Genomic DNA, 24,853 nt, shown 5'->3' on the forward strand with positions numbered 1-24,853 from the left:
TGGGGAAAATCGACTGCGTCCATTCGCGTCGCCGCAGGCATTGGCCTCGCCGGCGCTTCGGCGTAAGGTCCCTGGTACTGCCTGGTGCCCGCCGGAAGCGGGAGAATCGGGAACACGGTTGAATTCCGTGGCGTGCCCAACGCTGTGAGGGGGACCGCGCCGGTAAATGCCACTGTCGATGACGGGAAGGCACCGGACGCGGGTTGATCCCAAGCCAGAAGACCGGCCTGGCAGGCATTGTCATCCGCATGGTCAGGCGGACGACATCAGAGCGACGTGCGTCTACTTGGACGCACAAACTACGCTCTGACAGTTTTGAATCTGCAATCGCAAGGGGACAAGCGATGCCGGAACACATGACCGCTGCCATTGACGATGGATTTGACCAGGATGCGCGCGATGCGGTCTATCGCGCCATGTTCACGCGGCGCGACGTGCGCAGCCATTTCCTGCCCACCGCGATCGATGACGACGTGCTGGCGCGGCTGCTGCTTGCTGCCCATCACGCGCCATCGGTCGGCTTCATGCAGCCATGGAATTTCATCGTCATTCGTGACATCGAGCGACGGGCGGAGGTGCGCGACCTGTTCCTGGCCGCGCGCGAACAGGAGCTGCCGGCGATCGAGGCGGAAAAACAGGCGCTGTACCGCAAGCTCAAGCTGGAAGGCATCTGCGAAAGCGCGCTCAACATCTGCATCACCTGCGATAGGCAGCGCTCGAAGGGTTCGCCGCTGGGACGCTGGCACAATCCGGAGATGGATCTCTACAGCACCGTCTGCGCGGTGCAGAATTTCTGGCTGGCCGCGCGTGCCGAGGGCGTCGGTGTAGGCTGGGTCAGCATCATCGAAGCGCAGGCGCTAAAGCGGCTGTTGGCCATTCCGGACCACGTAACGCCGATCGCCTATCTCTGCGTCGGCCGTGTTTCCGAGTTCGCTCCCAAACCGGACCTTGAAACGCATGGCTGGGGACGGCGGCTGCCGCTGCCGGAGTTGATCATGAGCGAGACCTTTTCCGGGCAAGGCGAGACACAGCTCAAATCCGCCGTGGCGCGCCTCAACACCGTTTCTGCCTCACCAGACATCACCCGCCCGGCCGATCAGGGTGTGGCGCCGGCCGTAGCCCAGCGCGAACCGCCGAAGGAGGCGAGCGCCTTGTCCTTGAGCTCCCTGAACTTCGACGACGCCTCGGCCAGCCGGGCGTCCCAGGCCGGATCCGGCACCTGGCCCGCGATGGTCTTGAAATAGACCTGCATCAGGCAGGCGATGGCGAAGGGTTCAATGAACGCCGCCTTGAATGCCCAGGCGAAGACGATGGCGAGCACAAAAGCCCAGCCGGCGAGCTGGCCAGGCATCAGGAACAGAATCGCGCCGGCAGGCGCCAGCATCATCAGAAAGATGATGAACGACACGCCCCACATGATGACCGCCAGCCAGACGGCGTTCTTGACCATGACCTTGCCGTTCTGGGCATAGAGCACGACGCCCTGGCGCGCCGTCTCGAAGGGCGAGGCTGAATTGATGCGGATGTTGTAGCCGAGGATGATCTCGTCGACATAGGTCAGCGACAGGCGGATCACCGTGTTGATGAAGGAGACCAAGCCGCTCAGGCCCGGTATCGGCAGGAAGGCGGCGATGCCGCCGAGCAGTCCGGTGATGGCGCGGATGGCGCCCTTGACGAGTTGGTCGACGACGAAAAGGATGTTGGCCTCGGCGAAACGCTGGGTCACGATATCCCTGGCATAGGCGATCTGGTCCTGACCGCCGGGAATGTCGCGGCCGTCGATCAGATGAACCATGACGGCGATGTGGCCGGCCTTGACGACATAGAGGATGTATTCGCGGATCCAGTAGACCGCGATCGAGACGATGCCAAACCCGACCACGCCGCCCCACAGGGCAAAGGACATGGGCCCGTCGGGATCGGTGGAGATATGGCCGACGCCATAGCCGACCGAGGCACCGGTGCCGGTCGCCATGATGTAGGCCAGCGTGATGCCGAAATAGACGATCATGCGAAAGACGATGAACGGCCAGGTCCGCATCATGATGGACACCGACCGGCCGATCTCAAAATCCCACATGTGCCCCGAATCTCCGCCTCAGAGATGGTGGAAGAGGATGGACTCAACCCGGCGATTGTCAATTGCCGGCCCCTGACGAAGGGCGACGAATTCGGGCTGACGGTTTTCTTTCGTAGCCTTTCGCCGGCGCGTTGGCTGACGGAGCATCAAACGAAAAACCCGCCTGTGCGGCGGGTCACTGGCGCGAATCGGCACCATGGACGAATATGTACCTTAGCTGAGGGCACGAAGTCAAGAAAAAATTCCTATCGGGAACAGATGCCGGCACGAAAGCTCCGGTGGGAACTTCAATTCGACTCCGGATCCGGCTTCCTGAGCAGGCCTTCGAGCAGTTGCTTGAACGCCGTCACCACCTTCTTCGACGTCGCTTCGGGGTCGTTCGAATTGGCGATCCGTTGCGCCGCCTGGCTGCTCGCTCCGATGATCAGTCGCGAGGCGGTCTCGGGGTCGAGGCTGGAGACAACGACCTCCTCCTCCTGCAGCGCGGTCAGATGGTCGGTCATTGAAGCGATGCACGCACTGGCATTCGGCCATTGCGCTGGATCCCCCAGCACGGCCGGGCCATCGCGGAACATGATGCGCTGGATTTCCGGCTCCAGCGCCATCTCGATATAGGTCGAGCACTCGTCCACGAAATGTTGCCAGCGGGTCGGTGCTCTCGACGCGACCTCATTGATGCGCGCCGCCATCTCGCCGTCAATCTGGGCTATGACCGCCTGCAGCAGCCCCTTCTTGTCGCCGAAATGATGATAGAGCGCGCCGCGCGTCAGCCCGGCCGAAGCGGTGAAATCATCCATCGAGGCTTCTGCATAGCCTGTTGTGCCGAAGGCATGACGGGCCGCCGCGATAAGCTTTGCGCGCGTCTCGGCGATCATCTCCTTGCGGGGTCTGTGCATGGCTTCTGGCCCTATTCACATACGCAACGTATGCCAATTGACATACGCGGCGTATGCTCTATTTAATAATCATACGCTCCGTATGTAATTGCCCAATCGTCCTTTGTCGAGGAACCAACCGATGCAAAATCCCTACGCGGAAATCTTTCGTGCCCCCGGCGCCAAGGGCTTTGCGGCCGCCGGCTTCATGGCGCGCCTGCCGATCGCCATGGCGCCCATCGGCATCGTGGCGATGCTGTCGCAGACGCGTGGCGAATACTGGCTGGCCGGAGCCGTCTCGGCGACATACGCGCTGGCCAACGCCTTCGTCGCGCCGCAGGTATCGAGACTGGTGGACCGCCTGGGCCAGACACGGATCGTGGTGCCCACCACCATCATCGCGGTGCTGGCTTTCGCCGTCCTCATAGCGGCGGCCAACCAGGACTGGCCGGTTTGGACGCTGTTCGTATCGGCACTGCTGGCCGCCGCCATGCCAAGCATACCTGCGATGGTGCGCGCGCGCTGGACGGAGATTTTCCGGGGGCGGCCGCAGATGAACACCGCATTCGCCTTCGAGTCGGTGGCCGATGAACTGGTCTATATCGCCGGGGCATCGCTATCGGTCGGCCTGAGTGCCGCCCTATTCCCGGAAGCCGGCGTTCTGGTGAGCACATTATTTCTCGCATTCGGATCAGCGGCCTTCATCCTGCAACGCTCGACCGAGCCCCAGGTGCGGCCGGTCGACCATAACTCAAGCGGCTCGGCGATCCGCCTGCGGCCGGTTCAGATCATCACCCTCGCCCTGATCTTCATCGGCGCAACCTTCGCGACGACGGAAGTGACCACCGTGGCGATCACCAAGGAGCTTGGCCAACCCGGCGCCGCCAGCCTTGTCATCGGCGTTTATGCGCTGGGATCGTTCGTGCTCGGCATCATCGTCGGCGCGCTCAGCCTGAAGGCGCCGCTGCAACGCCAGCTCGCCATCGCAGTCGCCCTCGTCGCGCTCGGCACGCTGTTGCCGCTCGCCGCCGACACCGTGCCGCTGCTGGCGCTGACCGTGTTCATCAGCGGTGTGGCGATCTCGCCGACCTTCATCACCGCGTTCGGCCTGATCGAGCGGCATGTGCCGGAAGCGATGCTGACCGAAGGCATCACCTGGGTCATGACCGGCATCGGCATCGGCATGGCGCTGGGCTCGTTCGCCGCCGGCGCGATGGTGGATGCGTTCGGCGCCCAGAGCGGGTTCTGGGTGTCGGTGGCTTCAGGCACGATCGCACTGGCCACGGTGCTGCTTGGCCAACGCAGCCTTGCCACCCGCGAATGCGACCTGGATGGGTGCGAGGCTGCCGCCGTTCCGGCCGAGTGACCGCCAGGATATGTTGAGATTCAGGTCAGGCCGAGTCGAAAATGATGGATTTCGAGAACCGGAGCGCAGCGGACTTTCCGGTCCGTGAGCACCGGAAGCGCAGAAAGCCGTCATTTGCAGGCCGGCCTAACCTGAATATCGATATATCCTAGAGGATCTCGGTCTTGGCGATATGGATGCCAAAACCTTCGAGGCCGACATAGTGGCGTTCGCGCGAGGCGATCAGGTTGATCGAGGAGATGCCGAGATCCTTGAGGATCTGCGCGCCGAGCCCGATCTCGCGCCACTCGTTTTCGCGGCGGCGGGCCTCGTCGTGATCCTCGCGGTCGCCGCTTGCCGGTCGTTTGCGCTCCTGATGCGCAACGCCGACGGAGCCTTCTCTGAGATAGACGATGACGCCGCGCCTGCGCTCGCCCATTGCCTTCATGATGGCGTCGAGCCGGTGGCTGGTGCCGAACACATCGGTCACCACATCCTCCGAATGCAGGCGCACCGGGACCTCCTCGCCGTCACGAATGTCGCCGAAGACGATGGCGACGTGGTGCATGGAGTCCCACGGCAGCGTGTAGGTGAAGACCTGTGCCTTGCCGCCGAGCGTGTCGATTTCCGAGCAAGCGACGCGTTCGACCAGAGTTTCCTTACGTTGCCGGTAGGCGATGAGGTCGGCAACCGAAACCTGCTTCAGCCCATGCTCCTCGGCGAAAGCCTGCACCTGCGGGCCGCGCTTGACGGTGCCGTCATCATTGACCAGCTCGGAAATGACGCCGACCGGCGGCAGGCCGGCGAGCTTGCACAGATCGACCGCTGCTTCGGTATGGCCGGAGCGCATCAGCACGCCGCCTTCGCGCGCGATCAGCGGGAAGATATGGCCGGGGCGGACGAAATCCGAGCCGCCGACATTGCCGTTGGCAAGATTTCGAACGGTCAAAGTGCGATCTTCGGCCGAGATGCCCGTCGTGGTGCCATGCTTGAAATCGACGCTGACGGTGAAAGCGGTGGTATGGGCGGAATCGTTGTCGGCGACCATCGGCGCAAGGTTCAGCCGCTTGGCTTCTTCGCGCGGCATCGGCGTGCAGACGATGCCGGAGGTGTGGCGCACGATGAACGCCATCTTTTCGGGCGTGCAGTGGACGGCGGCGACGATCAGGTCGCCTTCGTTCTCGCGCCCGTCATCATCCATGACGACGACGATCTCGCCGCGTTCGAAAGCACGCAGGGCTTCGACGATCTTCTTCTGGTCGTAAGGCATAAGTGCTCGCTTCGCTCGCAGGGGAATAAGGGAGTAGGGCAGTACGGGAGTAGGGAAAAGCAAAAAGATTTGGCCGGCCGCGCTAAGAACGCAACATATTCCCTTATTCCCCTATTCCCTCCCCGTCTGTCCCCGATGCCGCAGATAGTGGTCGGCGATCGCACAGGCAACCATTGCTTCGCCGATCGGCACGGCGCGGATGCCGACGCATGGGTCGTGGCGACCCTTGGTCATGATCTCGACGTCCTTGCCGTCCTTGTCGATCGACTTTCGCGGCGTCAGGATCGAGGAGGTCGGCTTCACGGCGAAACGAGCGACGATCGCCTGGCCGGTCGAGATGCCGCCGAGGATGCCGCCGGCATTGTTGGACAGGAACACCGGCTTGCCGTCATTGCCGATGCGCATCTCGTCGGCATTCTGCTCGCCGGTGATGCGGGCGGCCTCGAAGCCGCTGCCGATCTCGACGCCCTTGACCGCGTTGATCGACATCAGGCCGGAGGCGATGTCCTGATCGAGCTTGGCATAGATCGGCGCGCCGAGGCCTGGCGGAACGCCGTCGGCGACGATTTCGATCACCGCACCGACCGAGGAGCCCGCCTTGCGGATGCCGTCGAGATACTGGGTGAAGACGGGTACGGAGGCCGGATCGGGGGTGAAGAACGGATTTTCGGCATCGCCGATGAAATTCCAGTTCCAGTTGGCGCGGTCTATGGATTTTTCGCCCATCGACACCAGCGCGCCGCGCACCACAACGCCCGGAACCACCTTGCGCGCCAAGGCACCGGCCGCCACCCTGGCTGCCGTCTCGCGGGCCGAGGAGCGGCCGCCGCCGCGGTAATCGCGCACGCCGTATTTGACGTCATAGGTGTAGTCGGCATGGCCCGGCCGGTACTGGCGGGCGATCTCGCCATAATCCTTTGAACGCTGGTCGACATTCTCGATCAGCATCGACACCGGCGTGCCGGTGGTGATCATCGTCTCGCCGTCCTCGTCGAAGATGAAGCCGGACAGCATCTTCACTTCATCCGGTTCGCGACGCTGCGTCACGAAACGTGATTGCCCCGGCCGGCGCTTGTCGAGTTCGGCCTGGATGTCGGCTCGAGTGAAGCGGATGCCGGGCGGGCAGCCGTCGACCACGCAGCCGAGCGACGGGCCATGGCTTTCGCCCCAGGTGGTGACGCGGAAAAGGTGCCCGAACGTGTTGTGAGACATGAAATGACCCTGCCCGGCAGCGGAGCCGGCTTGGCGCATGACCCCGAAAATCGGAGCGATTTTCGGAAAGGATCATGCGCAAAATCAACAATGCTACAGCGTCCTTTGCGCGTCCAAGAGGACGCGCGGCGCTGTAGGTTGCCTTCTATTGGCGTTTTTCACAGGGGTCAAACTGTGATCTGGCGGATTTAGTTTTGACACATTCGGTTGGTTTCTGCTCTGCTCCATCCGCCGTTGAACGCCCGCCGCCATGCCGGCGCAATGATAAAGAGGAACGATCATGCGTACCCTGATTGGCGCCATTGCCGCCACGCTGCTGCTTTCCACCGCCGCTTTCGCCGGCCAGACCGAAGGCCTGATCAAGAAGATCGACAAGGATACGGCGACGCTGACGCTGGATGACGGCAAGTCCTACAAGCTGAACGCCGAGACCGATCTCGACGCGCTGAAGCCGGGCATGGACATCGTCATCGCCTACGATGTGACCAATGGCGAAAACATCGTCACCGACATGGAACTGCCGGACAGCTCTGCCAACTAGAGCTTCCAACCTCAATTGAATGCTGTGTTTGCGGTTCAGCTTTCGCCGAGCCGCCTGCCAATGGCCTAAAGCGTGTCGCGTCTGAACGGATTCAGGCGACCCGCTTTAGGTCTTTGTTTTATGCATGTCGTTCTCCCAAAACCGGGGCCACTTTTGGGCGACATGCATTAAAGCCACTCCAGACTCTTGCCTTCGAGCTTGAGCAGGCGATCCTGCGGTATTTCTAGGTTCGCGGCCTCGTCCTCGGCCAGCCCCAGAACGAAGCGAAACAAGGTGCGCATGACGCCGCCATGGGTCACGCATATCGTCTGGCGTTCGATCGCGTCGAAGCATGGCCTCACCCGTTCGAGCAGCATCTGATAGCTCTCCGCACCTTCGCCGGGCGGCTGAAAGTTCCATTTGTCCAGAGCGCGCGTCCTGCTTGCTCCGGGATATCCTGTCTCGAGCTCGGGAAAGGTAAATCCCTGCCAATCGCCGAAATTGACTTCGACGAGGCGCGGATCGGTTCGATAGGCATCCGGATCGAGCTTCATCGCGGCGCGAACACGCTGCATCGTTTCGCGCGTCCGTTTCATCGGACTGGCGAGGAAATCGAATTCCCAGGGATTTGGGACCAACGCGGCTAGCCGAAGCCCGTTGCCGGTCGCCTGTTCGCGGCCAAGAGCGTTGAGATCGGTATCGGCCTGCCCCTGAAGTCGCATTTCGGCGTTCCACGCGGTCTGGCCGTGGCGCGCGATATAAACCAGCGGGTACATCAGGTCTTCCGGTGCGGGATCGGGACGGACGACGGTTGGCCGGGCGTTAGTCCTTGACCGTCGAAATATCAGGCGCGTCGACCGCCTTCATGCCGACGACGTGGTAGCCCGAATCGACGTGGTGCACTTCACCGGTGACGCCGCGCGACAGGTCGGACAGGAAATAGACGCCGGAATCGCCGACTTCCTCCTGCGTGACCGTCTGCTTCAGCGGCGAATTGTACTCGTTCCACTTCAGGATGTAGCGGAAATCGCCGATGCCGGAGGCGGCCAACGTCTTGATCGGGCCGGCCGAGATGGCGTTGACGCGGATCTTCTTGGCGCCGAGGTCGACCGCCAGGTAGCGCACGCTGGCCTCGAGCGCCGCCTTGGCGACACCCATGACGTTGTAGTGCGGCATCACTTTTTCGGCGCCGTAGTAGGTCAGCGTCAGCAACGAGCCGCCATCGGTCATCAGCGCCTCGGCGCGCTTGGCTATGGTGGTGAAGGAATAGACCGAAATGTCCATGGTGCGCAGGAAATTGTCGCGCGTCGTCTCGACATAGCGGCCGGTCAGTTCATCCTTGTCGGAGAAGGCGATGGCGTGGACCAGGAAATCAAGCTTGCCCCAATGTTTGGCGACATTGGCGAAAACCTCGTCCAGGCTCGCCGGATCGGTGACGTCGCAATGGCCGGCGACAAAGGCGCCCAGTTCCGCCGCCAGCGGCTCGACGCGCTTCTTGAACGCCTCGCCCTGATAGGTCAGCGCTATCTCGGCGCCATGGTCGACGCACGACTTGGCGATGCCATAGGCGATCGACCTATTGTTGGCGACGCCAAGAATGAGGCCGCGCTTGCCGGCCATTAGGCCCTGTCCACCCGCCATGTCAGCGCTCTCCGCAAGATTTCAGCTTTGTGGGTTGCCCTATCGCACAGGCACAGAGCCCCTTCAAGCGCTCAAACCGGACAGTTCAGGGGACAAAAGCCGCCGATCAGCCTTTTTGGCTGCGCAACAGCGCTTCGAGCGCGCTATCACCGCCTCCCGGCAGCATGATGCGCACATGAGCGTAGAGATCGCCGTGGCCGCCGGCCTTTTCCGGGAGGCCTCTGCCCTTCAGCCGCAGGACCTTGTCGGAGCTCGACCAGGCTGGAATGTTGACCGCGAGCCTGCCGGTCGGCGTCTCGACCGGCACCTTGGCGCCGAGCACCGCATCCGCCAGGGCCACCGGCAGATCGGCGTGCAGGTCGCGGCCCTCGATGCGGTAGCGTGGATGTCGGCGCAGATGGATCTTGACCAGCGCGTCGCCTGGCTGGCCCGGCCCCTGCTCGCCTTGGCCCTTGAGGCGGATGGTCTGGCCATCCTCGACATAGGCCGGCAGCTTGACCGCCACCTTGCGGCCGTCGGGGAACATCGCCGTCACCTTTTCGGCGGTCGCCGCTTCCTCGATGGTGACGTCGAGCGTCACGTTCAGATCGGCTGCTGTCGCCTGCTGGCGGCGATCGCCCGTGCCGGGACCGCGCGCGCCCGAAAAAGTGTCGCCAAAAATCTGGCTGAAGATGTCGCTGTTGCCGTCGAACGGATCGCCACCCGGTCGGCCGGAGCGGAATTCGAACCGCGAACCGCCCGGACCCTGCTGCCGGCGGAAGCCGCCGAAGGGATCGCCGCCACCGGCAGCGCCCTCAAAGCCCTGGAATCGCGGCTTGCCGTCGGCGTCGATCTCGCCGCGATCGAAAGCGGCGCGATTCTTTTCGTCGCCGACGATCTCGTAGGCCTGGTTGGCCGCGGCAAAACGGTCCTTCGCCTTGGGATCATTCCGATTCTGGTCCGGATGATGCTTCTTGGCGAGTTTCCGATACGCCGACTTTATGTCCTTGGACGATGCGTTCCTGGCAACGCCCAGCACCTCATAGGGGTCGCGCATGCTTACTGCCCTGGAGAAGAGTTGAGTCTCTGGTTGCCTCCTATATGCGCTCGCATAGGAAGAAATTCCAGTGCTGGAGCAGCATATCAGACGCGGAAAATCAGAGTGCCTTGAAGTCCTGCATGCGCCAGCCGCCGGCGCTGGCCAGGCACAGTTCGCCTTCGAACATGGCAACGCCGTCAAAGCTTTCGCGCGAGGCCTTGAAGCGGCGGCAGGTCTGGCCGTTGTCCTTCAATTCCGCCAGATCGGTGATGGAACCGCGCGAGCCGGTGCCGGCATTGGCCCACGGCACGGCCTGCCCGCCGAGCTGCTCGATATCGGCCGAGGAAACCGCATTGCCGATCGTCGTCTGGTCGGAGTCGCGATCCAAATTGGCCGGCGCGGCCGAGGCCGACGTGCTGCTGGTCAGGATCGAGCGGTCGACTTCGGCTTTTTCCAGGCTGAAGCCGCCGGCGCCACACGCGGCAAGCGGCAAGGCGACCGCCACGATCGCGGCTTTCGCGCTGGCCGAAGCGATAACGCTCCATTGCCTGCTGTCAAAAGCTTGCGCGATACGCGACAATCGGCAACCTCCCCCTTGCTTCGTTAAGAATCTTGGCTTTGTAAGATCTTGGCTTCGTGACAATTTGAGAAAAACTATGAGTGACACTGAGTTAACAAGCGGTGACTTTACCGAGGCTGCCGAGCCGTTTCGCCTCTTTGCCGCATGGCTGGACGACGCAACGAAAAGCGAGCCGAACGACCCCAACGGCGTGGCTCTGGCGACCGTCGATGCCGACGGCATGCCGGATGTGCGTATGGTGTTGCTCAAGGGGTTCGATGAAAGCGGGTTTGTCTTCTACACGAATTTCGAGAGTGCCAAGGGCCAGGAGATTCTTGGCAGCATGAAGGCGGCTATGTGTTTCCATTGGAAGTCGCTGCGCCGCCAGGTGCGCATTCGCGGACCGGTGGAGATCGTCAGCGACGCCGAAGCCGACGCCTATTACGCGACGCGGCCGCGCGGCAGCCGCATCGGCGCCTGGGCCTCGAAACAGTCGCGACCGCTGGAAAGCCGCTTTGCGCTGGAGAAGGCGGTGGCCGAATACACGGCACGCTATCCGATCGGCGAAATCCCGCGGCCAAAGCACTGGTCCGGCTTCCGCATCGTGCCCAGCACCATCGAGTTCTGGCACGACAGGCCGTTCCGCCTGCACGACCGGCTCGTTTTTACCCGCAGTGCGAAGGACGGCTGGGACAAGACACGGCTTTATCCCTGAGGCTCAGGCCTTCTTTCTCGTCATGAACGCGGTGAGCGCGGCGCGCGCCTCATCGGACTTCAGCCGCTCGCGAAAATGCTCGCTTTCCTCGCCGATGCGGGCGACGAGGCCGTCTCGCGAGCCACGCATCAGGTCGCGCGCGATCTTCAGCGCCTGCGGCGGCTTGGCGGCGATCTGCCCGGCCGCCGCCAGCACCGAGGCCTCCAGCGCTGCTTCCTCGACCACGTCGTAGATCAGGCCGGCGGCCTTGGCGCGCTCGGCCGAAAAGCCTTCGCCGAGGCCGAGCAGCGCGAAGGCACCCTGCTGCCCGAGGATGCGCGGTGCCAGCAGGCTCGATCCCGCTTCAGGCACAAGGCCCAGGTCGACGAAAGGCGTCCTGAACACGGTGCGTGGCGTGGCGAAGGTCAGGTCGCAATGCAGGTTGAGCGTCGTGCCGATGCCGACCGCGATGCCGTCGACGCCCGAAATCATGGGCTTTTCGACCTTGGCCAGCGCCATCAGGAAATCCCAGACTTCGGTGCCGCCGTCACCGCCGGTGGCGACGACCATGAAGTCGGCAAGGTCGTTGCCGGAGGAGAAGGCGCCGGGCACGCCGAGAAAGACATGGACGCGGATGGCCGGGTCGGCGTCGCCCTCGGCCAGGGTTTTTGACATTTTCGCATACATGGCGCGCGTCAGCGCGTTCTTCTTGTCCGGCCGATTCATGCGGATGATCTGGATGGCGCCCTGGCGCTCGACGAGGATATGGTCTGTCACGGTGTTTTCCTTGTGAAACGTCAGGCAGAGACGAGCGTCTTGCCGGCAGCGGCGAGGCTTTCGGCGCCATCAATGACGCGCGCCCTCAAGGCGCTGACCTCGCCGAGCAGGTTTTCGGCAAAGAAACGGCAAAGCGCTATGCGGTTGTGATCGGCAAGAGCACCGCGCGCCAGATAGGCGCCGCCGGCGGCAAGCGAGATCAGCCTGAGATAGGGCGTGGCGCCTGCCAGCGCCTCTTCCGATCGGCCATCGGCCGTCAGTTTTTGCAGGAAGCGGGTCGCTTCGCTGAGATCGCCAAGTGCCGCGTCGAGAGCGTCGGCGGTGCGGCCGAAACCCTGCATGTTCGAGGTCCGCACCGCTGCGGCCATATCAGCCAGTTCGGCGATGTAACCATGCACATGGTCGCCACCGCCGAGCGGCAGCTTGCGCATCACCAGATCGATCGCCTGGATACCGTTGGTGCCCTCGTAAATCGGGGCGATGCGCGCATCGCGATAGAAGGCGGCCGCTCCCGTCTCCTCGATGAAGCCCATGCCGCCATGAACCTGGAGGCCGAGCGAGGCAACCTCGACGCCGATATCGGTCGAGAACGCCTTGGCCAGCGGCGTCAGCAGATTGGCGCGATCGCGCCAGTATGCCGCCTCGTCACCGGCGGAGACACGGGCCATGTCGATGGCGTGGGCACAGGAATAGCTGATGGCGCGTGCGGTCTGGGTCAGCGCCTTCATGGTCAACAGGTTACGCTGGACATCGGGGTGATGGACGATAGGCGCCATACCCGTGCCAGTGTAGCTCGCGGCCTTGCCCTGCCGGCGCTCATTGGCATAGGCGATCGCCTTCTGCGTTGCGGCTTCCGCGACCGCCACCCCCTGCATGCCGACACAAAGCCGCGCATTGTTCATCATGGTGAACATGCAGGCGAGCCCCTTGTTCTCCTCGCCGATCAGCCAGCCGACGGCGCCGGGTTCGGCACCTTCGAAGCCGTCGCCATAGATCATGGTGCAGGTCGGCGAGGCATGGATTCCGAGTTTATGCTCAAGTCCGGAACAGAAGACGTCGTTGCGGGCACCGAGCGCGCCATCGTCGCCAACCAGGAATTTCGGCACCAGGAACAACGATATGCCGCGCGTGCCGGCCGGCGCATCGGGCAGCCTTGCCAGCACGAGATGGATGATGTTGTCGGTGAAATCGTGCTCGCCATAGGTTATGAAGATTTTTTGGCCGAAGATGCGATAGCTGCCGTCACCCGCCGGCTCGGCGCGGGCGCGCAAGGCGGCGAGATCCGAGCCGGCTTGCGGCTCGGTCAGGTTCATCGTGCCCATCCACTCGCCGGAGACGAGCTTTTCGAGATATTTGGCCTTGAGGTCTTCGGAGGCGTGTTTGTCGAGCGCCTCGACCGCGCCCATGGTCAGCGTCGGGCCGATGCCGAAGGCCATGGCGGCGGAGTTCCACATTTCGAGCGCGGCCACGCCGAGCATGGTCGGCAGCGCCTGGCCGCCATATTCCTCAGGCCCCGAGAGCGCATTCCAGCCGCCATCGATCCAGCGGCGATAGAGTTCCTTCCAGCCGGGCGGCGTGGTGACGGCGCCGCCTTTCAGCACCGCACCCCGCCGATCGCCGATCGTGTAGAGCGGTGCGACCTCTTCGGTGGCGAAACGGCCGGCCTCACCCAGAACGGCATCGACCAGGTCCTCGCCGAGATCGCCGAAGGTGCCAGCATCGAGCGCCGACTTCATGCCGGCCACGTGCTTGAGCGTGAAGGCGATATCCTCGACCGGTGCCCTATACATGCCGCCCACTCCTCCTGATGCCTCGGCCTGCCCAACCCTAGAACCGGTGCCGCTGCAAAACCACCCGCCGTATCAGCTCCCATCTTCTTTTTACGTAAACGTCAAATTTTGTCACGCGGATTTTGCAATCGCGGCGGCGCGTATTAAGTTCAACCCATGCCGGATCAAGTCGACCGGCGATGCAATCAGAACCAGCCAACCGGAACCGCCCATGCTTGCCAGACCCGACGCCTACCGCTGCATCGAATGCGGCCTGCCCTATCGAGCGGAGGGGTTCTGCTACCATGGGGGCAGACTGGACCATGGTGCCGCCTACTGGTCGGATCGCGGCATTTTGTGCTCGCCGCAATGCTCGCTCGCCCACCACCGCAAACGCGCCGCCGAAGGCACGCTGCGGCAAGAGCCGGCGCCTGACCCGTTTGAATTCTAGCGGCTGATGCGTCGCCAGCTCTTCTGGGAGCCAGCCCCCGAAAGCACTTCCTTAACCATAGGCGTTCAGGATTTGTTTTTGATCAACGGGGATTCCCTGTTTTGAAAAGGACGGCGCACCTCCTTCGCCGCTTGAAGAGTGTCGTACCGACACCCTTCAAGCCTCTGTTTCCTGCGCATGTCGTTGCCCCAAAACCGCTGCATACTTTTGGCCGGCATGCGCTGGCGATCCTCGCTCTTGCGGCGACGATGGCGCTTTCGACGGCGGCAACGGCCTCGGATTTTTCCGAGCCGTGGAAGAACGCCGACCGCGCTCTGGTCGTCGATGCCTACGAATATAATTCCATCGACTGGGCCCAGCTCGCCACCGACAAGCGGGTCGTCGGCTTCATCAACAAGGCCTCCGACGGCATGCCGCCGGCCTATTTCTGCCTGGGCAACGACATTGAGGTAAAGCTTTGCAAGGCGCTGTGGAAACGTCATGCGGTGACGCGCGAACTGTTCCAGACGCGCCGGGTGGTGGCCAAGGCACTCGGCCTGAAATGGGGCGCCTATCACCTTGCCCGTCCCGGCAATCCGGTCGAGCAGGCGAACAATTTCCTCGATTTCGCCGAGCCTGCGCCGGACGATCTCATGGCTCTCGACATCGAGGGCAATGACCCCTCGCAATGGATGTCGCTCGACGATGCCGAGGAGTTCGTACGCCAGGTGCATCGGCGCATCGGCCGTTTCCCGGTGCTGTACACCAACGGCAAGACCGCCCGCTACATTGCCGACAACAGCTACCGATACCGGCTCCTGTCGCGGCTGCCGCTTTGGTATGCGCGCTACACCAACGACATCGACGTGCATTTTCCGATGGGCAACTGGCAAGGCTACGCACTGTGGCAGTTTTCGGCGCAAGCCAATTGCGGCCGTTTCCGCTGCCCTTACAGGGTTGCCGGCACGCCTAACGACATAGACGTGAATGTCGCGCCGACAGACGCCGCCACGCTGCGCACGCAATGGCCGTTCGGTGGGCTTATCGACGTGCCGCCGGACTATCTCGCCTCGATACCGCTACCGGTTTCACGCGAGGCCGGCCTCGCCGGCAATGTCACCATCACCTATGCGTCTGTGGCCGCGCCGCCGACTCTCGAGGACATGGTTACAGCGTTGGGCACACGCTGGTCCCGTTTCCGCGACGGCTTCCGCATGCCAGTCGTGAAGACGGTGCCGCGACGGCCAAGCTTCGGCATTGTGCAATATGTCGCCTGGAATCGGACCGAACGGCGTTCACCCGCACAACTCGACGCTGCCTTTGCCGTGTCCGATCCACTCAGCACCGCTTCCACCGAACTCGATCGCGGCCAGCGGTGAGCCAATGCGGAACTTCAGGTTCCCTGTTCGCGCGCTACGGCCTGCCAGCCGATATCGCGGCGGCAGAACCCGTCCGGCCAATCGATGCGGTCAAGCGCGGCATAGGCTCGTTTCTGTGCCTCGCCGACCGTGGCGCCTGATGCCGTCACGTTGAGGACGCGGCCGCCATTGGCAACCAGCGCGCCGCCATTGATGGCGGTACCGGCGTGGAAGATCTGGACGCCGTCGCTCGCCGCGTCTTCGACGCCGCGGATGACCGAGCCTTTTTCCGGCGTGCCGGGATAGCCTCTCGCCGCCATTACTACAGTGAGCGCGGCCTCGTCGCGCCAGCGCACCGAAGTATGCGCAAGCTGGCCGTCGGTCGCCGCATTGAGCAGGACCAGCAGATCATCCTTCAGCCGCATCATCAGCACTTGGCATTCCGGATCGCCGAAACGGGTGTTGTATTCGATCAACTTCGGTCCCTTGTCGGTGATCATCAGCCCGGCAAACAGCACGCCGGAGAACGGCGCGCCCAGTTCGGCCATGCCGCGCATGGTCGGCTCGATGATCTCGCGCATGGTGCGCTCGACCAGTTCCGGCGTCATCACCGGTGCCGGCGAATAGGCGCCCATGCCACCGGTGTTGGGACCGGTGTCGCCGTCGCCGACGCGCTTGTGGTCCTGCGCGGTACCGAAGGGCAGTGCGGTGGTGCCGTCGCAGAGGCAGAAGAAACTCGCCTCCTCGCCGGTCATGAACTCCTCGACCACAACTTCCGCGCCGGCGGCGCCGAAGGAACCGTCGAAGCAGGCATCGAGTGCTGCCTGTGCTTCACTGGGCGTCATGGCGACGGTGACGCCCTTGCCGGCAGCGAGCCCGTCGGCCTTGATGACGATCGGTGCTCCGGTCTTTTCGACATAGGCCTTGGCCGAGGCCAGGTCACTGAAACGGCCATAGGCGGCGGTCGGGATGTTGTAGCGGGCGCAGAGATCCTTGGTGAAACCTTTCGATCCTTCCAGCTGTGCGGCAGCCTTGGAGGGTCCGAAGACGCGAATGCCTTGCGCGCGCAGATCGTCGGCAATGCCGACGACCAGCGGCCCCTCCGGGCCGACCACGACGAGGTCGATTTTTTTCTCCCGGCAGAACGCGGCCACGGCGGCATGGTCGGCTAAATCCAGCTTCACCAGCTCAGCCTCGCTGCCGATGCCCGGATTGCCGGGAGCCGCATAGAGCTTTGTCAGCAGCGGTGATGCGGCGATCTTCCAGGCGAGCGCATGTTCGCGGCCGCCGGAGCCGAGAAGAAGAACGTTCATGGCCACCTCTTGATGCCGACTATCCGTTAGAGCACCCGCTATTGCTCTCTGGGCGACGGGTCAAGGCATCCGGGCGCATTGATGGGAATTGCGCACGGGAACGTTACCCCAGCCGAAAATCGGCGGCGCACATCGGCGTCGATTTTCTGGCCTCGCTTCAGCCCTGGTAGACCACCGGAAACCAGTCCTCGCGCAGCCTCTCGCCCGGCTGCATGCCGTGGCCATGATAGGGCGGCGAGGTGCGGCCCGGCCGCTCGACATAGCGCGCATCGTCACCCACCCAGCGCAGCGACAGCGCCCGGCGCCGCGCCGCGGTCAGGTTGCCGCGCGCGCCATGCGCGGTCCTGAAGTCGAACAGGATGGCGTCGCCCGGCTCCATTTCCCATTCGAGCACCTTCATCGACGGATCCTTGTCGGGATCTGGCACCGGCAGATAGTCGCCCTCGCCGGCATAGAAATTGCTGTCGTCGAGCCAGCGCACTGGCAGGATCATCTTGTCCCATTTGTGCGAGCCGGCGATCAGGCGCAGCGTCGCCTCCTTCACCGGGTCGATGGGAATCCAGAAGCTCACGGTCTGCTGGCCATCGACGAAGTAATAGGGGATGTCCTGATGCCAGGGCGTCGGCTTCTGCGTACCCGGTTCCTTGACCAGCACATGATCGTGGAAGAACTGCGCGGTGCGCGACTGCATCACCGCGGCCGCCAGTTCGGCGGCCGGTGATTCCCGCACAACCTCGACGAATTCGGGAATGCGCTCCCAGTTGCAGTAGTCATCGAAGAAACTGCCGCGGCCGTTGGCGATGTCGGATGCGGTGACGCTGCGGTTCTGCATGTTGCGTTCGATGCCGGCGGCAATCGTGTCGACCCAGCCCTTGAAGGCGCCGCGAATGCAGACAGCGCCGTCACGCTGATAGTCGGCAATCGTGGACGCGCCGATCATGGTGGCGTCGATGGTGGCAGTCTGGGAAGCCATGGCGTTCTCCTCTGGAATGAAGCCACTATCGCAACACCTCTTCATTCGGTAAAATAATAACTTTCGATCCGACATATAGAGTGCCTCTATGAGTGTGACTCTCACGCAGCTGCGCTACCTGGTTGCCGTGGCGCGTCACGGCAGCGTCACCGGCGCGGCAAAGATGCTGAACGTCTCTCAGCCGTCGATTTCGGTGGCGATCGACGCGGTCGAAAAGAATTTCGGCCAGAAGCTGTTCGTCCGCCAGCGCGGAAGCGGCGTGTCGCCGACATCGTTCGGCCGCGCCGTCGTGGCCAAGGCAAGACAGGTTCTCACCGAAACGGAAGAACTCGTCGGCCTGGGTTCAAGCAAATCGGCTGTCAGCGGGGAACTCGTGCTGGGATGCTTCGAGGACCTGGCGCCGTTCTTCGCGCCGGCCCTGCTCCGCGCCTTCTCCGAACGCTATCCAGCCGTCAAGGTCGTCGTTCGCGACGAGACGTTCGAGACGCTGGGACGACGGCTGGGTGATGCGGCCATCGATCTCGGCCTGACTTATGATCTCAGCCTGCCGACGCATTTCGCCCGCATCCTGCTGCGCGAACTTCGCCCGCACGCGCTGTTGCCGGCAGGCCATGCCCTGGCGGACCGGCCAACGGTCAGCCTTGCCGATCTGGCCGCCTATCCGCTGATCACGACGGACCAGCCGCACAGCTGGCAGCACATGCTCGACCTGTTCCGCAGCCGCGGCCTTTCGCCGGTGGCCGATATGACGACAAGCTCGTTCGAACTGCAGCGTAGCATGGTCGCCAACGGCTTCGGCGTCGCGGTCAGCTATACCCGCCCGCACGGCGACCGCAGCTATGACGGCCTGCCGCTCATCTGCAAGCCGCTGTCCGATCCGCTGCCCATGCAGCGGATCCTGCTGACCTATGACACGCATCAGCGTGTGTCGAATGCAGCGCTGGCCTTCGTCGAGGTGGCCAGGGACTGGTTCGCTACCCGCGACATCTTTGCCTCGTGAAAGGCTGACGGGCACCACTCTCCCGCTTGCCGCTTGACGGTTTCTGCCGCTGCTGCCACTCCATGGACATGGAAAATATCCAGTCGAAAGCGGCCCAGGGCCGTGTCGCCGATGCGCCGAACGGCCATTGGGTCTACCGCGTGCTGCCGCACTCGATTTGGCCCTATGCGCAGCTTGCTCGATGGGACAGGCCGATCGGCTGGCAGTTGCTGCTGTGGCCGTGCTGGTGGTCGGCGGCCTTGGCGGCAAGCGCCTATCCGCGTCCGGGCGACCCGCTGCTCTCACTGCTGCCGGCACCAGTGTATCTCCTGCTGTTCCTGGTCGGGGCCATAGCCATGCGCGGCGCCGGCTGCACCTACAACGACCTCGTCGACGAGGACATCGACAGCCAGGTGGAGCGCACGCGCTCGCGACCGTTGCCGTCGGGCAAGGCGACGCGCCGGCGGGCATGGCTGTTTCTCGTCCTGCAGGCCCTGGTCGGCCTCGTCGTGCTCATCCAGTTCAACAGCTTCGCCGTCCTGCTCGGCATCTGCTCACTGGCGGTCATCGCCATCTATCCATTCATGAAGCGGATAACCAACTGGCCGCAACTGGTGCTTGGCCTTGCCTTTTCCTGGGGCGCGCTGATGGGATGGGCGGTCGAGTTCGGCGATCTCGATGGGCCTGCCATCATGCTTTATATCGGCTCGATCCTGTGGGTGATCGGCTACGACACGATCTACGCACATCAGGACAAGGAAGATGACGCCATTGTCGGCGTGCGCTCGACGGCACGCCTGTTTGGCGATAACACCAAATCGTGGCTGGCCGGGCTTTACGGCGGCGCGCTGATCTGCTTCGCCATCGCCTTCGCGTCGGCGCAAGCGCCGGTGGTGGCGCTGGCCGGACTGATCGCCGCCGGCGCCCATATGGCCCGACAGATCGCCGTGTTGGACATCGACAATCCGGACCAATGCCTGCGGCTGTTCAGGTCGAACAACCAGGTCGGCTGGCTGATCTTCCTTGGTCTGATCGGCGGCGCTGTGTGGGTGGCGCTGAAGCCGCTGGTTTAGTCTTCCTTCTCCCCGTCACTATACGGGGAGAAGGTGGCGGCAGCCGGATGAGGGGCAGCGCCGACCTTGGAGGGGAGGCAAGAGATTCATCGGCGACACAACGCATACCCAACTAAGTCTTAAAGTCGTGGCCAAACACTTAGGTCAGCGCTGCCCCTCATCGCCCTGCCGGGCACTTCTCCCCGTATAGGGACGGGGAGAAGAAGGCTAATCCCTCGAAATGATCTCCTGGCCGTCGATGACCAGCCTGAGACCGAGGGCGCCGGCCCTGCGGCGAGCGAGGAAACGCGGGCGGCGCGTGTTCGAAATCCGCCCCTTGCGCCGGTCCTGCGGCGGCAGCGTCTTGATGGCGGCACCGAGCGATTCTTCCAGGGTGCGGGCAACGCCGTCCGATTCGATCAGCAGCATCGGCAGACGGTAAGCGTCGGCCCAGGCGCGCCAGTCGGCGGCGACATCGTCGAGATCGTCGGCCACCAGCAGCGGCACCGACAGCATCGGGTCGTTGTGCAGGAGTTCCAGGGTCACCGTGACATTGCCGTCCGGGTCTTCCATGGCGCGGGCGGCAACGCCGCGGAACGCATTGGAGGGCAGAACGATGATCGCGGGCAGGCCGCTCATCTCGAGCAAGCGGCGGATCACGGCGCCGCGCTGGTCGATGGTGAAGGTTACATCGCCGTAGTCGTCGCGAGTCGCGTAGCTCACCACTTGCGGCAGGCGAAATGGGTCGAGACGCATGTTGCGTCCCGCCCAGACTGGCTTCAGTCCGGTGTTCATAGAGTGGCCTTCCTGTCTGTCTCCTGAGAGCCGGTGTCCGGTTCTCTCCGGGCCGGTTTTTCCAGCCTCGTTTGTATTGAGACAGTAGCGCGGGCTCCTTACCGCCCCGCTTAAGAAAGTCGGTTAAATTTTGCTGATCTCAGGGATGGTTATCGGAATCCCACCAGCCGCAACTTGTCGAAAGGTTCAGATAACCTTACCCGGATTCATGATGCCGGCCGGGTCGAAAGCGGCCTTCACCCTTCGCATCAGATCGATCGCCATTGGCGGCGCGGTGGCGATCAGTTCGTCGCGCTTCAACTGGCCGATGCCATGCTCGGCCGAGATCGAACCGTGCAGGCTGCGCACCACACCGTGCACCGCCTTGTTCATGGGGTGATAGAGAGCGAGGAACGCCTCATCGTCGCCGTCGACTGGCCGCGAAATGTTGTAGTGGAGATTGCCGTCGCCCATATGACCGAAGCAGACCACGCGGGCGCCTGCACTTACCGACGCCACGGCGCCGGCGGCTTCTTCGATGAAGCGCGGGATCGATGCAATAGGCACCGAAATGTCGTGTTTAATCGAGGCGCCTTCCGGCTTCTGCGCCTCGGGCAGCAGCTCGCGGAAATTCCAGAAGGCATCCCCCTGCCCGAGGCTCGCCGCAATGACGGCGTCGCCGACGAATTCCTGTTCAAGGCCGGCCGAGAGCACGTCCTCGATCAACGCCCGCGAATCCTCCGACGAACGGCCTGATGAAATCTGCATCAGCACATACCACGGCCAGTCCTCGATCAGCGGCCGCACCACGCCCTGGGCATGCGCCAGCGTGAAATCATATGGCCGTCTGCCGATCAGTTCGAAAGCGGTGAGTGCTGCCCCGGCACGGTCCATGGCCAGGCTGAACAGCGAAAGTGCGGCCTCGGGCGACGACAGGCCGGCGAAGGCGACTTCGCGCCCCTTCGGCTTCGGGAACAGCTTGAGCACGGCGGCGGTGATGACGCCGAGCGTGCCTTCGGCACCGACGAACAGGTTTTTCAGATCGTAGCCGGTGTTGTCCTTCTTCAGCTTGCGCAGATCGTCGAACACCTCGCCGGTCGGCAGCACCACCTCGACACCGAGACAGAGTTCGCGCGCATTGCCATAGGCAAGCACGCCGGTGCCGCCGGCATTGGAGGAAAGATTGCCGCCGATCTGGCAGGAGCCCTGCGCGGCCAGCGACAGCGGGAACAGCCGGTCGGCGGCGTCGGCTGCCTCCTGCAGCGTCTGCAGGATGACGCCGGCCTCGACCGTCACGGTGTTGGACAGGACGTCGATCTCGCGGATGCGGTTGAGCCGCGACAGCGACAGGACGATTTCGCGCCCGGACCTGTCCGGCACCTGCGCGCCGACCAGCCCGGTGTTGCCGCTTTGCGGCACGATAGGCGTTCCCGTCTCCGTCGCCAGCCGCATGATCCGGCTGACTTCGTCGACGCTGCCCGGCCGCAGCACCAGCGATGTCGCGCCGTGCCAGAGCCCGCGCCGCTCAATGAGGTAAGGCGCGATATCACGCTCGTCGCGCAGTGCATATTTGTCGCCGACGATCGCCGCGAAGCGATCGATGAGAGCGGGATCGAGTGTCTCTGTGATTTCGGTCATGGGGGAAAACTATGGTGTGGGCTGTGTGATGTCACGAGGGGCGGCGGCACGCGACAGCCGATCGTTGATGGCTTCACCGAGCCCGTCGAAGGGAATACGCTCGACGGCGATGGTCCGCGCGCCGCTGCGGTCGAGTTCCTGCATATAGGCGAACAGATTGCTCGCCGCTTCGCGCAGGTCCCCGGTTTCGGACAAATTGAGGAAGGCTTCGGCGCGGCGCCAGCCTTGTGCCCTCTGACCGCCGAAGCCGAGCAAAGCCTCGCCCTCGCCGACCGCGCCGGCATTGAGCCGCATCGCGGCACCCGGCGCGTAGTGCGAGGCGAGCATGCCGGGCGCCTCGACGCCGGCGGCGCCGCCGCGCAACAGCTCCATGCCGATAGCCGCCTCGATCTCCTCGGCGGCGATGCCGCCGGGCCTCAGCAGCCGCAATCTGTCCCCCTCAGCCTTGAGAATCGTCGATTCCAACCCGACCGGGGTCGCGCCGCCATCGACCACCAGCTTTATGCGTGCGCCAAGATCGGCCGCCACCGCTTGCGCGGTCGTCGCGCTGATCCTGCCGGATGAATTGGCGCTGGGTGCTGCAAGCGGGCGGCCGAGCCTGGTGATCAGGTCGCCGCCAAAGCCCCTCGGCATACGCAAGGCGATTGTATCGAGCCCGGCGGTGACCAGCGGATGGATGCCGTTGCCGGGCCGCTGCGGCAGCACCAGCGTCAGCGGACCGGGCCAGAATGCCAGCGCCAGTTTCTTCGACAGCGGATCGAACATCGCGATGCGCTCTGCCATCGCCATGTCGGCGACATGGGCGATCAGTGGATTGAAGCGCGGCCGCCCCTTGGCTTCGAAGATGCGCGCCACGCCGATGCCGTTGGTGGCGTCGCCGGCAAGCCCGTAGACGGTTTCCGTCGGGATGGCGACGACATCGCCGGCCCGGAGCAGCGCCAGCGCCCGCTCCAGCGCCTCGCCCGAGCTAAGTATTTCAGCCACTCTCGTCACCTCGCAGATGCGGGGTGCGTAGTACGATGGCGGCCGTTGGGCAAGCCGCTGTTGGGTAACCGATTGTTGGCGAGCAGGAGCATTGGCGATTTATCAATCCCTAAAATGCTATGTTTCCACGAAAGCCGGCATCAATTCCGGCCTGCTATCGAAGAGCTTCTGGGCAAAGGGGAGCGACATCAGTGTCTGCGCGTATCCTGCTGGGTATCATTCTTGCTGTTGCGGCCGGCGAAGCCCAGGCGTCATCCCTGGTTTTTCCAGGCACGCCATCCTCCACCCCATCGATCGTCAGGATCGGCGCCCCCAACCAGCCTGGAACCGCCGATGCGGTCAACGCCAGCGATGCGCTGTCGGTGGTGGCAAAAGGGGAAGCGCAGCCCGACGTCACCGATGAAAAGGTGGCGGCGATCCCGGACAAGCCCGCGACCGGGCACGGCTTCCAGCCAGGCCCGATGGTCATTCGTGGCGGCGTTACCGGTCCCGATTTCCCTGCACCGGCGCCAACCGCAGCACCAGCGGCCGGTGCCGCGCCGGCCGCTGGCACGGCGCCGGCAACGGCCACCGCTTCCGCAGCCCCCTCAGGGAACGCCGAGAACCAACCCACGCCGCCGAGCGCTCCGGCGCCGGCAGCAGGGCAGCACATGCCTCCCAACGGCTACACCAAATAGCCCCGGCTCAAAGACAGCTGACATCGATGGCGTGACTTGACGGTGGTCTGGCGCCCGGCGCACCATTGCCAGGCAAGCCCCGTTCTAGGCATTTCTGGCCGACGGGATTTCATCACCGGGGGTAAAGGGGGGACCATGAGAAAATCTGGAATCGTAACCGGGGCAGGCCTTCTGCTGGCGTCATTGCTTGGCGTCGTCGCGGCTCATGCCGACGACATGCTGGGATCCTATGTCGCGCGCATTTCCGATCGGGATCATCAGGCGAGTGACGGCTATGCGCTGGACAATGCCGCGCAGATGGTGCGACAGGACCGCGCCAACTGGCACAAATTCCACCGCCGTGACAGCGACGACGAGGCTGATGGCTGGTTCAGGACCAACGGCCAGCGCGCCGACCTGCAACGCATGCTGGAACGCGGCGGTGCGATGAGTTCCTCGACCAAGCGCGCCATCGTCAATGGCGAACCGCTGATCCAGGTCGATGTCTACGAAAACAGCGTGCGCGTCAGCATTCTCGAGAACTGACTATCGCCGGGGACGGCTGACCGTCGGCTTCGGGGACGGCTGATAGGAAGGCGGCGCCTCAGCGCCGCCTTGCCATCGATAGACTCGGCGGCTGAAAAAAATCAGGCCGCTTCTTCCTTATCATCATCTTCTTCGGACTCGTCGCCTTCAGCCTTCACGCTGTCCTCGGCGTCGTCTTCGTCCTCGTCTTCTTCGTCTTCATCTTCGTCGTCATCAGACAGGTCAGCGGCTTCGACCGCTGCTGCGGCGGCATGATCGAGGATGGTTTCGGAAGCGGATTCAAGCGCCTCGGCGGGAGTTTCTTCTGTCACTTCGATTTCGTGATCGGAATTCATGGAAGCCTCCGTGGGGTTGGGGAACATGTCCCTTTTGCCACGGAGAGATCATCGC

General features: G+C 63.5%; 25 protein-coding genes, 1 pseudogene and 1 riboswitch. Of the genes and pseudogenes, 10 read left to right on the top strand and 16 right to left on the bottom strand.

The genetic code is table 11. The annotated features are described in order from the left end of the window. Positions 1–65: 65 nt before the first annotated feature. Positions 66–245, top strand: a riboswitch (cobalamin riboswitch). A gap of 111 nt (positions 246–356) precedes the next feature. Then, positions 357–974, top strand: a pseudogene (bluB, locus tag AC0L2U_RS04965) (5,6-dimethylbenzimidazole synthase); the annotation flags it as partial. A 122-nt stretch (positions 975–1,096) separates the two neighbouring features. On the opposite strand, the gene AC0L2U_RS04970 reads toward bluB, so the two are convergent. Together AC0L2U_RS04970 and AC0L2U_RS04975 are read right to left on the bottom strand one after the other, a co-directional pair. Next, the gene (locus AC0L2U_RS04970; RefSeq protein ID WP_245486666.1) at positions 1,097–2,080 is read right to left on the bottom strand and encodes a hypothetical protein; all 984 of its coding nucleotides are present in this window, start codon (positions 2,078–2,080) and stop codon (positions 1,097–1,099) included. A 287-nt stretch (positions 2,081–2,367) separates the two neighbouring features. Beyond that, positions 2,368–2,976: a TetR/AcrR family transcriptional regulator gene (locus AC0L2U_RS04975; RefSeq protein WP_128288842.1), complete on the bottom strand. Its 609-nt coding sequence runs from the start codon at positions 2,974–2,976 to the stop codon at positions 2,368–2,370. 121 nt (positions 2,977–3,097) lie between these two features. Here AC0L2U_RS04975 and AC0L2U_RS04980 point away from each other — a divergent pair, with 121 nt between their 5' ends. Next, positions 3,098–4,321, top strand: coding sequence for an MFS transporter (locus tag AC0L2U_RS04980; RefSeq protein ID WP_128288841.1), 1,224 nt, complete (start codon positions 3,098–3,100; stop codon positions 4,319–4,321). A 148-nt stretch (positions 4,322–4,469) separates the two neighbouring features. On the opposite strand, the gene ribB is transcribed toward AC0L2U_RS04980, so the two are convergent. Next, complete coding sequence (gene ribB / locus AC0L2U_RS04985) at positions 4,470–5,570, bottom strand: 3,4-dihydroxy-2-butanone-4-phosphate synthase (RefSeq protein ID WP_128288840.1); 1,101 nt, start codon at positions 5,568–5,570, stop codon at positions 4,470–4,472. A 111-nt stretch (positions 5,571–5,681) separates the two neighbouring features. Then, entirely contained in the window at positions 5,682–6,782 is a 1,101-nt protein-coding gene (gene aroC / locus AC0L2U_RS04990; RefSeq protein WP_473601508.1) for a chorismate synthase, read from the bottom strand. A 280-nt stretch (positions 6,783–7,062) separates the two neighbouring features. Here aroC and AC0L2U_RS04995 point away from each other — a divergent pair, with 280 nt between their 5' ends. Continuing rightward, on the top strand, positions 7,063–7,323 hold the full coding sequence (locus AC0L2U_RS04995; protein WP_027035965.1) for a DUF1344 domain-containing protein: 261 nt from the start codon (positions 7,063–7,065) through the stop codon (positions 7,321–7,323). A gap of 167 nt (positions 7,324–7,490) precedes the next feature. On the opposite strand, the gene AC0L2U_RS05000 is transcribed toward AC0L2U_RS04995, so the two are convergent. From AC0L2U_RS05000 to AC0L2U_RS05015, 4 genes are all read right to left on the bottom strand, one after another. Then, positions 7,491–8,078 carry a histidine phosphatase family protein gene (locus AC0L2U_RS05000; RefSeq protein WP_127397647.1) on the bottom strand — a complete coding sequence of 196 codons (588 nt, stop codon included), beginning with the start codon at positions 8,076–8,078 and terminating at the stop codon, positions 7,491–7,493. A gap of 46 nt (positions 8,079–8,124) precedes the next feature. Further along, positions 8,125–8,943 carry an enoyl-ACP reductase FabI gene (gene fabI / locus AC0L2U_RS05005; protein WP_127397646.1) on the bottom strand — a complete coding sequence of 273 codons (819 nt, stop codon included), beginning with the start codon at positions 8,941–8,943 and terminating at the stop codon, positions 8,125–8,127. 106 nt (positions 8,944–9,049) lie between these two features. Further along, complete coding sequence (locus AC0L2U_RS05010; RefSeq protein ID WP_473601510.1) at positions 9,050–9,979, bottom strand: DnaJ C-terminal domain-containing protein; 930 nt, start codon at positions 9,977–9,979, stop codon at positions 9,050–9,052. A gap of 100 nt (positions 9,980–10,079) precedes the next feature. Then, entirely contained in the window at positions 10,080–10,541 is a 462-nt protein-coding gene (locus tag AC0L2U_RS05015) for an RT0821/Lpp0805 family surface protein (protein WP_027035968.1), read from the bottom strand. A 76-nt stretch (positions 10,542–10,617) separates the two neighbouring features. On the opposite strand from AC0L2U_RS05015, the gene pdxH reads away from it, so the two are divergent. Then, on the top strand, positions 10,618–11,235 hold the full coding sequence (gene pdxH, locus AC0L2U_RS05020; RefSeq protein WP_127270335.1) for a pyridoxamine 5'-phosphate oxidase: 618 nt from the start codon (positions 10,618–10,620) through the stop codon (positions 11,233–11,235). A 3-nt stretch (positions 11,236–11,238) separates the two neighbouring features. Here pdxH and AC0L2U_RS05025 read toward each other — a convergent pair whose 3' ends face one another. After that, a complete protein-coding gene (locus AC0L2U_RS05025; protein WP_292692649.1) occupies positions 11,239–11,991 on the bottom strand; it encodes a crotonase/enoyl-CoA hydratase family protein in 753 nt (250 codons plus the stop codon). 20 nt (positions 11,992–12,011) lie between these two features. Further along, positions 12,012–13,781 (bottom strand): acyl-CoA dehydrogenase, encoded by a 1,770-nt coding sequence (locus AC0L2U_RS05030; RefSeq protein WP_292692646.1) that lies wholly within the window; start codon positions 13,779–13,781, stop codon positions 12,012–12,014. Positions 13,782–13,992: 211 nt separating this feature from the next. On the opposite strand from AC0L2U_RS05030, the gene AC0L2U_RS05035 reads away from it, so the two are divergent. Both AC0L2U_RS05035 and AC0L2U_RS05040 read left to right on the top strand, forming a co-directional pair. Further along, positions 13,993–14,211, top strand: coding sequence for a hypothetical protein (locus tag AC0L2U_RS05035; RefSeq protein ID WP_013532811.1), 219 nt, complete (start codon positions 13,993–13,995; stop codon positions 14,209–14,211). 248 nt (positions 14,212–14,459) lie between these two features. Then, complete coding sequence (locus tag AC0L2U_RS05040; RefSeq protein WP_189367716.1) at positions 14,460–15,569, top strand: glycoside hydrolase family 25 protein; 1,110 nt, start codon at positions 14,460–14,462, stop codon at positions 15,567–15,569. Between the two features lie 14 nt (positions 15,570–15,583). Here AC0L2U_RS05040 and purD read toward each other — a convergent pair whose 3' ends face one another. Continuing rightward, positions 15,584–16,861 (bottom strand): phosphoribosylamine--glycine ligase, encoded by a 1,278-nt coding sequence (purD, locus tag AC0L2U_RS05045; RefSeq protein ID WP_127396941.1) that lies wholly within the window; start codon positions 16,859–16,861, stop codon positions 15,584–15,586. 157 nt (positions 16,862–17,018) lie between these two features. Further along, positions 17,019–17,834, bottom strand: a complete 816-nt coding sequence (locus AC0L2U_RS05050; protein WP_127396940.1) for a phytanoyl-CoA dioxygenase family protein — start codon at positions 17,832–17,834, stop codon at positions 17,019–17,021. An 88-nt stretch (positions 17,835–17,922) separates the two neighbouring features. On the opposite strand from AC0L2U_RS05050, the gene AC0L2U_RS05055 reads away from it, so the two are divergent. After that, complete coding sequence (locus AC0L2U_RS05055) at positions 17,923–18,834, top strand: LysR family transcriptional regulator (RefSeq protein ID WP_127396939.1); 912 nt, start codon at positions 17,923–17,925, stop codon at positions 18,832–18,834. Between the two features lie 68 nt (positions 18,835–18,902). Continuing rightward, positions 18,903–19,886 carry a 4-hydroxybenzoate octaprenyltransferase gene (ubiA, locus tag AC0L2U_RS05060; protein ID WP_164874018.1) on the top strand — a complete coding sequence of 328 codons (984 nt, stop codon included), beginning with the start codon at positions 18,903–18,905 and terminating at the stop codon, positions 19,884–19,886. Positions 19,887–20,093: 207 nt separating this feature from the next. Here the strand turns inward: ubiA and AC0L2U_RS05065 are convergent, their stop codons facing one another. The 3 genes from AC0L2U_RS05065 to AC0L2U_RS05075 form a co-directional block, all read right to left on the bottom strand. Further along, on the bottom strand, positions 20,094–20,660 hold the full coding sequence (locus AC0L2U_RS05065) for a DUF6101 family protein (protein ID WP_127328402.1): 567 nt from the start codon (positions 20,658–20,660) through the stop codon (positions 20,094–20,096). Positions 20,661–20,846: 186 nt separating this feature from the next. After that, entirely contained in the window at positions 20,847–22,277 is a 1,431-nt protein-coding gene (locus AC0L2U_RS05070) for an FAD-binding oxidoreductase (RefSeq protein ID WP_127811015.1), read from the bottom strand. Between the two features lie 9 nt (positions 22,278–22,286). After that, positions 22,287–23,261: an L-threonylcarbamoyladenylate synthase gene (locus AC0L2U_RS05075; protein ID WP_473601511.1), complete on the bottom strand. Its 975-nt coding sequence runs from the start codon at positions 23,259–23,261 to the stop codon at positions 22,287–22,289. 191 nt (positions 23,262–23,452) lie between these two features. Here AC0L2U_RS05075 and AC0L2U_RS05080 point away from each other — a divergent pair, with 191 nt between their 5' ends. Beyond that, positions 23,453–23,938, top strand: a complete 486-nt coding sequence (locus AC0L2U_RS05080) for a hypothetical protein (RefSeq protein WP_473601512.1) — start codon at positions 23,453–23,455, stop codon at positions 23,936–23,938. 135 nt (positions 23,939–24,073) lie between these two features. After that, the gene (locus tag AC0L2U_RS05085; RefSeq protein ID WP_127271781.1) at positions 24,074–24,463 is read left to right on the top strand and encodes a hypothetical protein; all 390 of its coding nucleotides are present in this window, start codon (positions 24,074–24,076) and stop codon (positions 24,461–24,463) included. A 101-nt stretch (positions 24,464–24,564) separates the two neighbouring features. Here the strand turns inward: AC0L2U_RS05085 and AC0L2U_RS05090 are convergent, their stop codons facing one another. After that, the gene (locus AC0L2U_RS05090; protein ID WP_473601513.1) at positions 24,565–24,798 is read right to left on the bottom strand and encodes an ATPase; all 234 of its coding nucleotides are present in this window, start codon (positions 24,796–24,798) and stop codon (positions 24,565–24,567) included. Positions 24,799–24,853: the final 55 nt, after the last annotated feature.

It is taken from the genome of Mesorhizobium sp. WSM4808 (assembly GCF_055811675.1).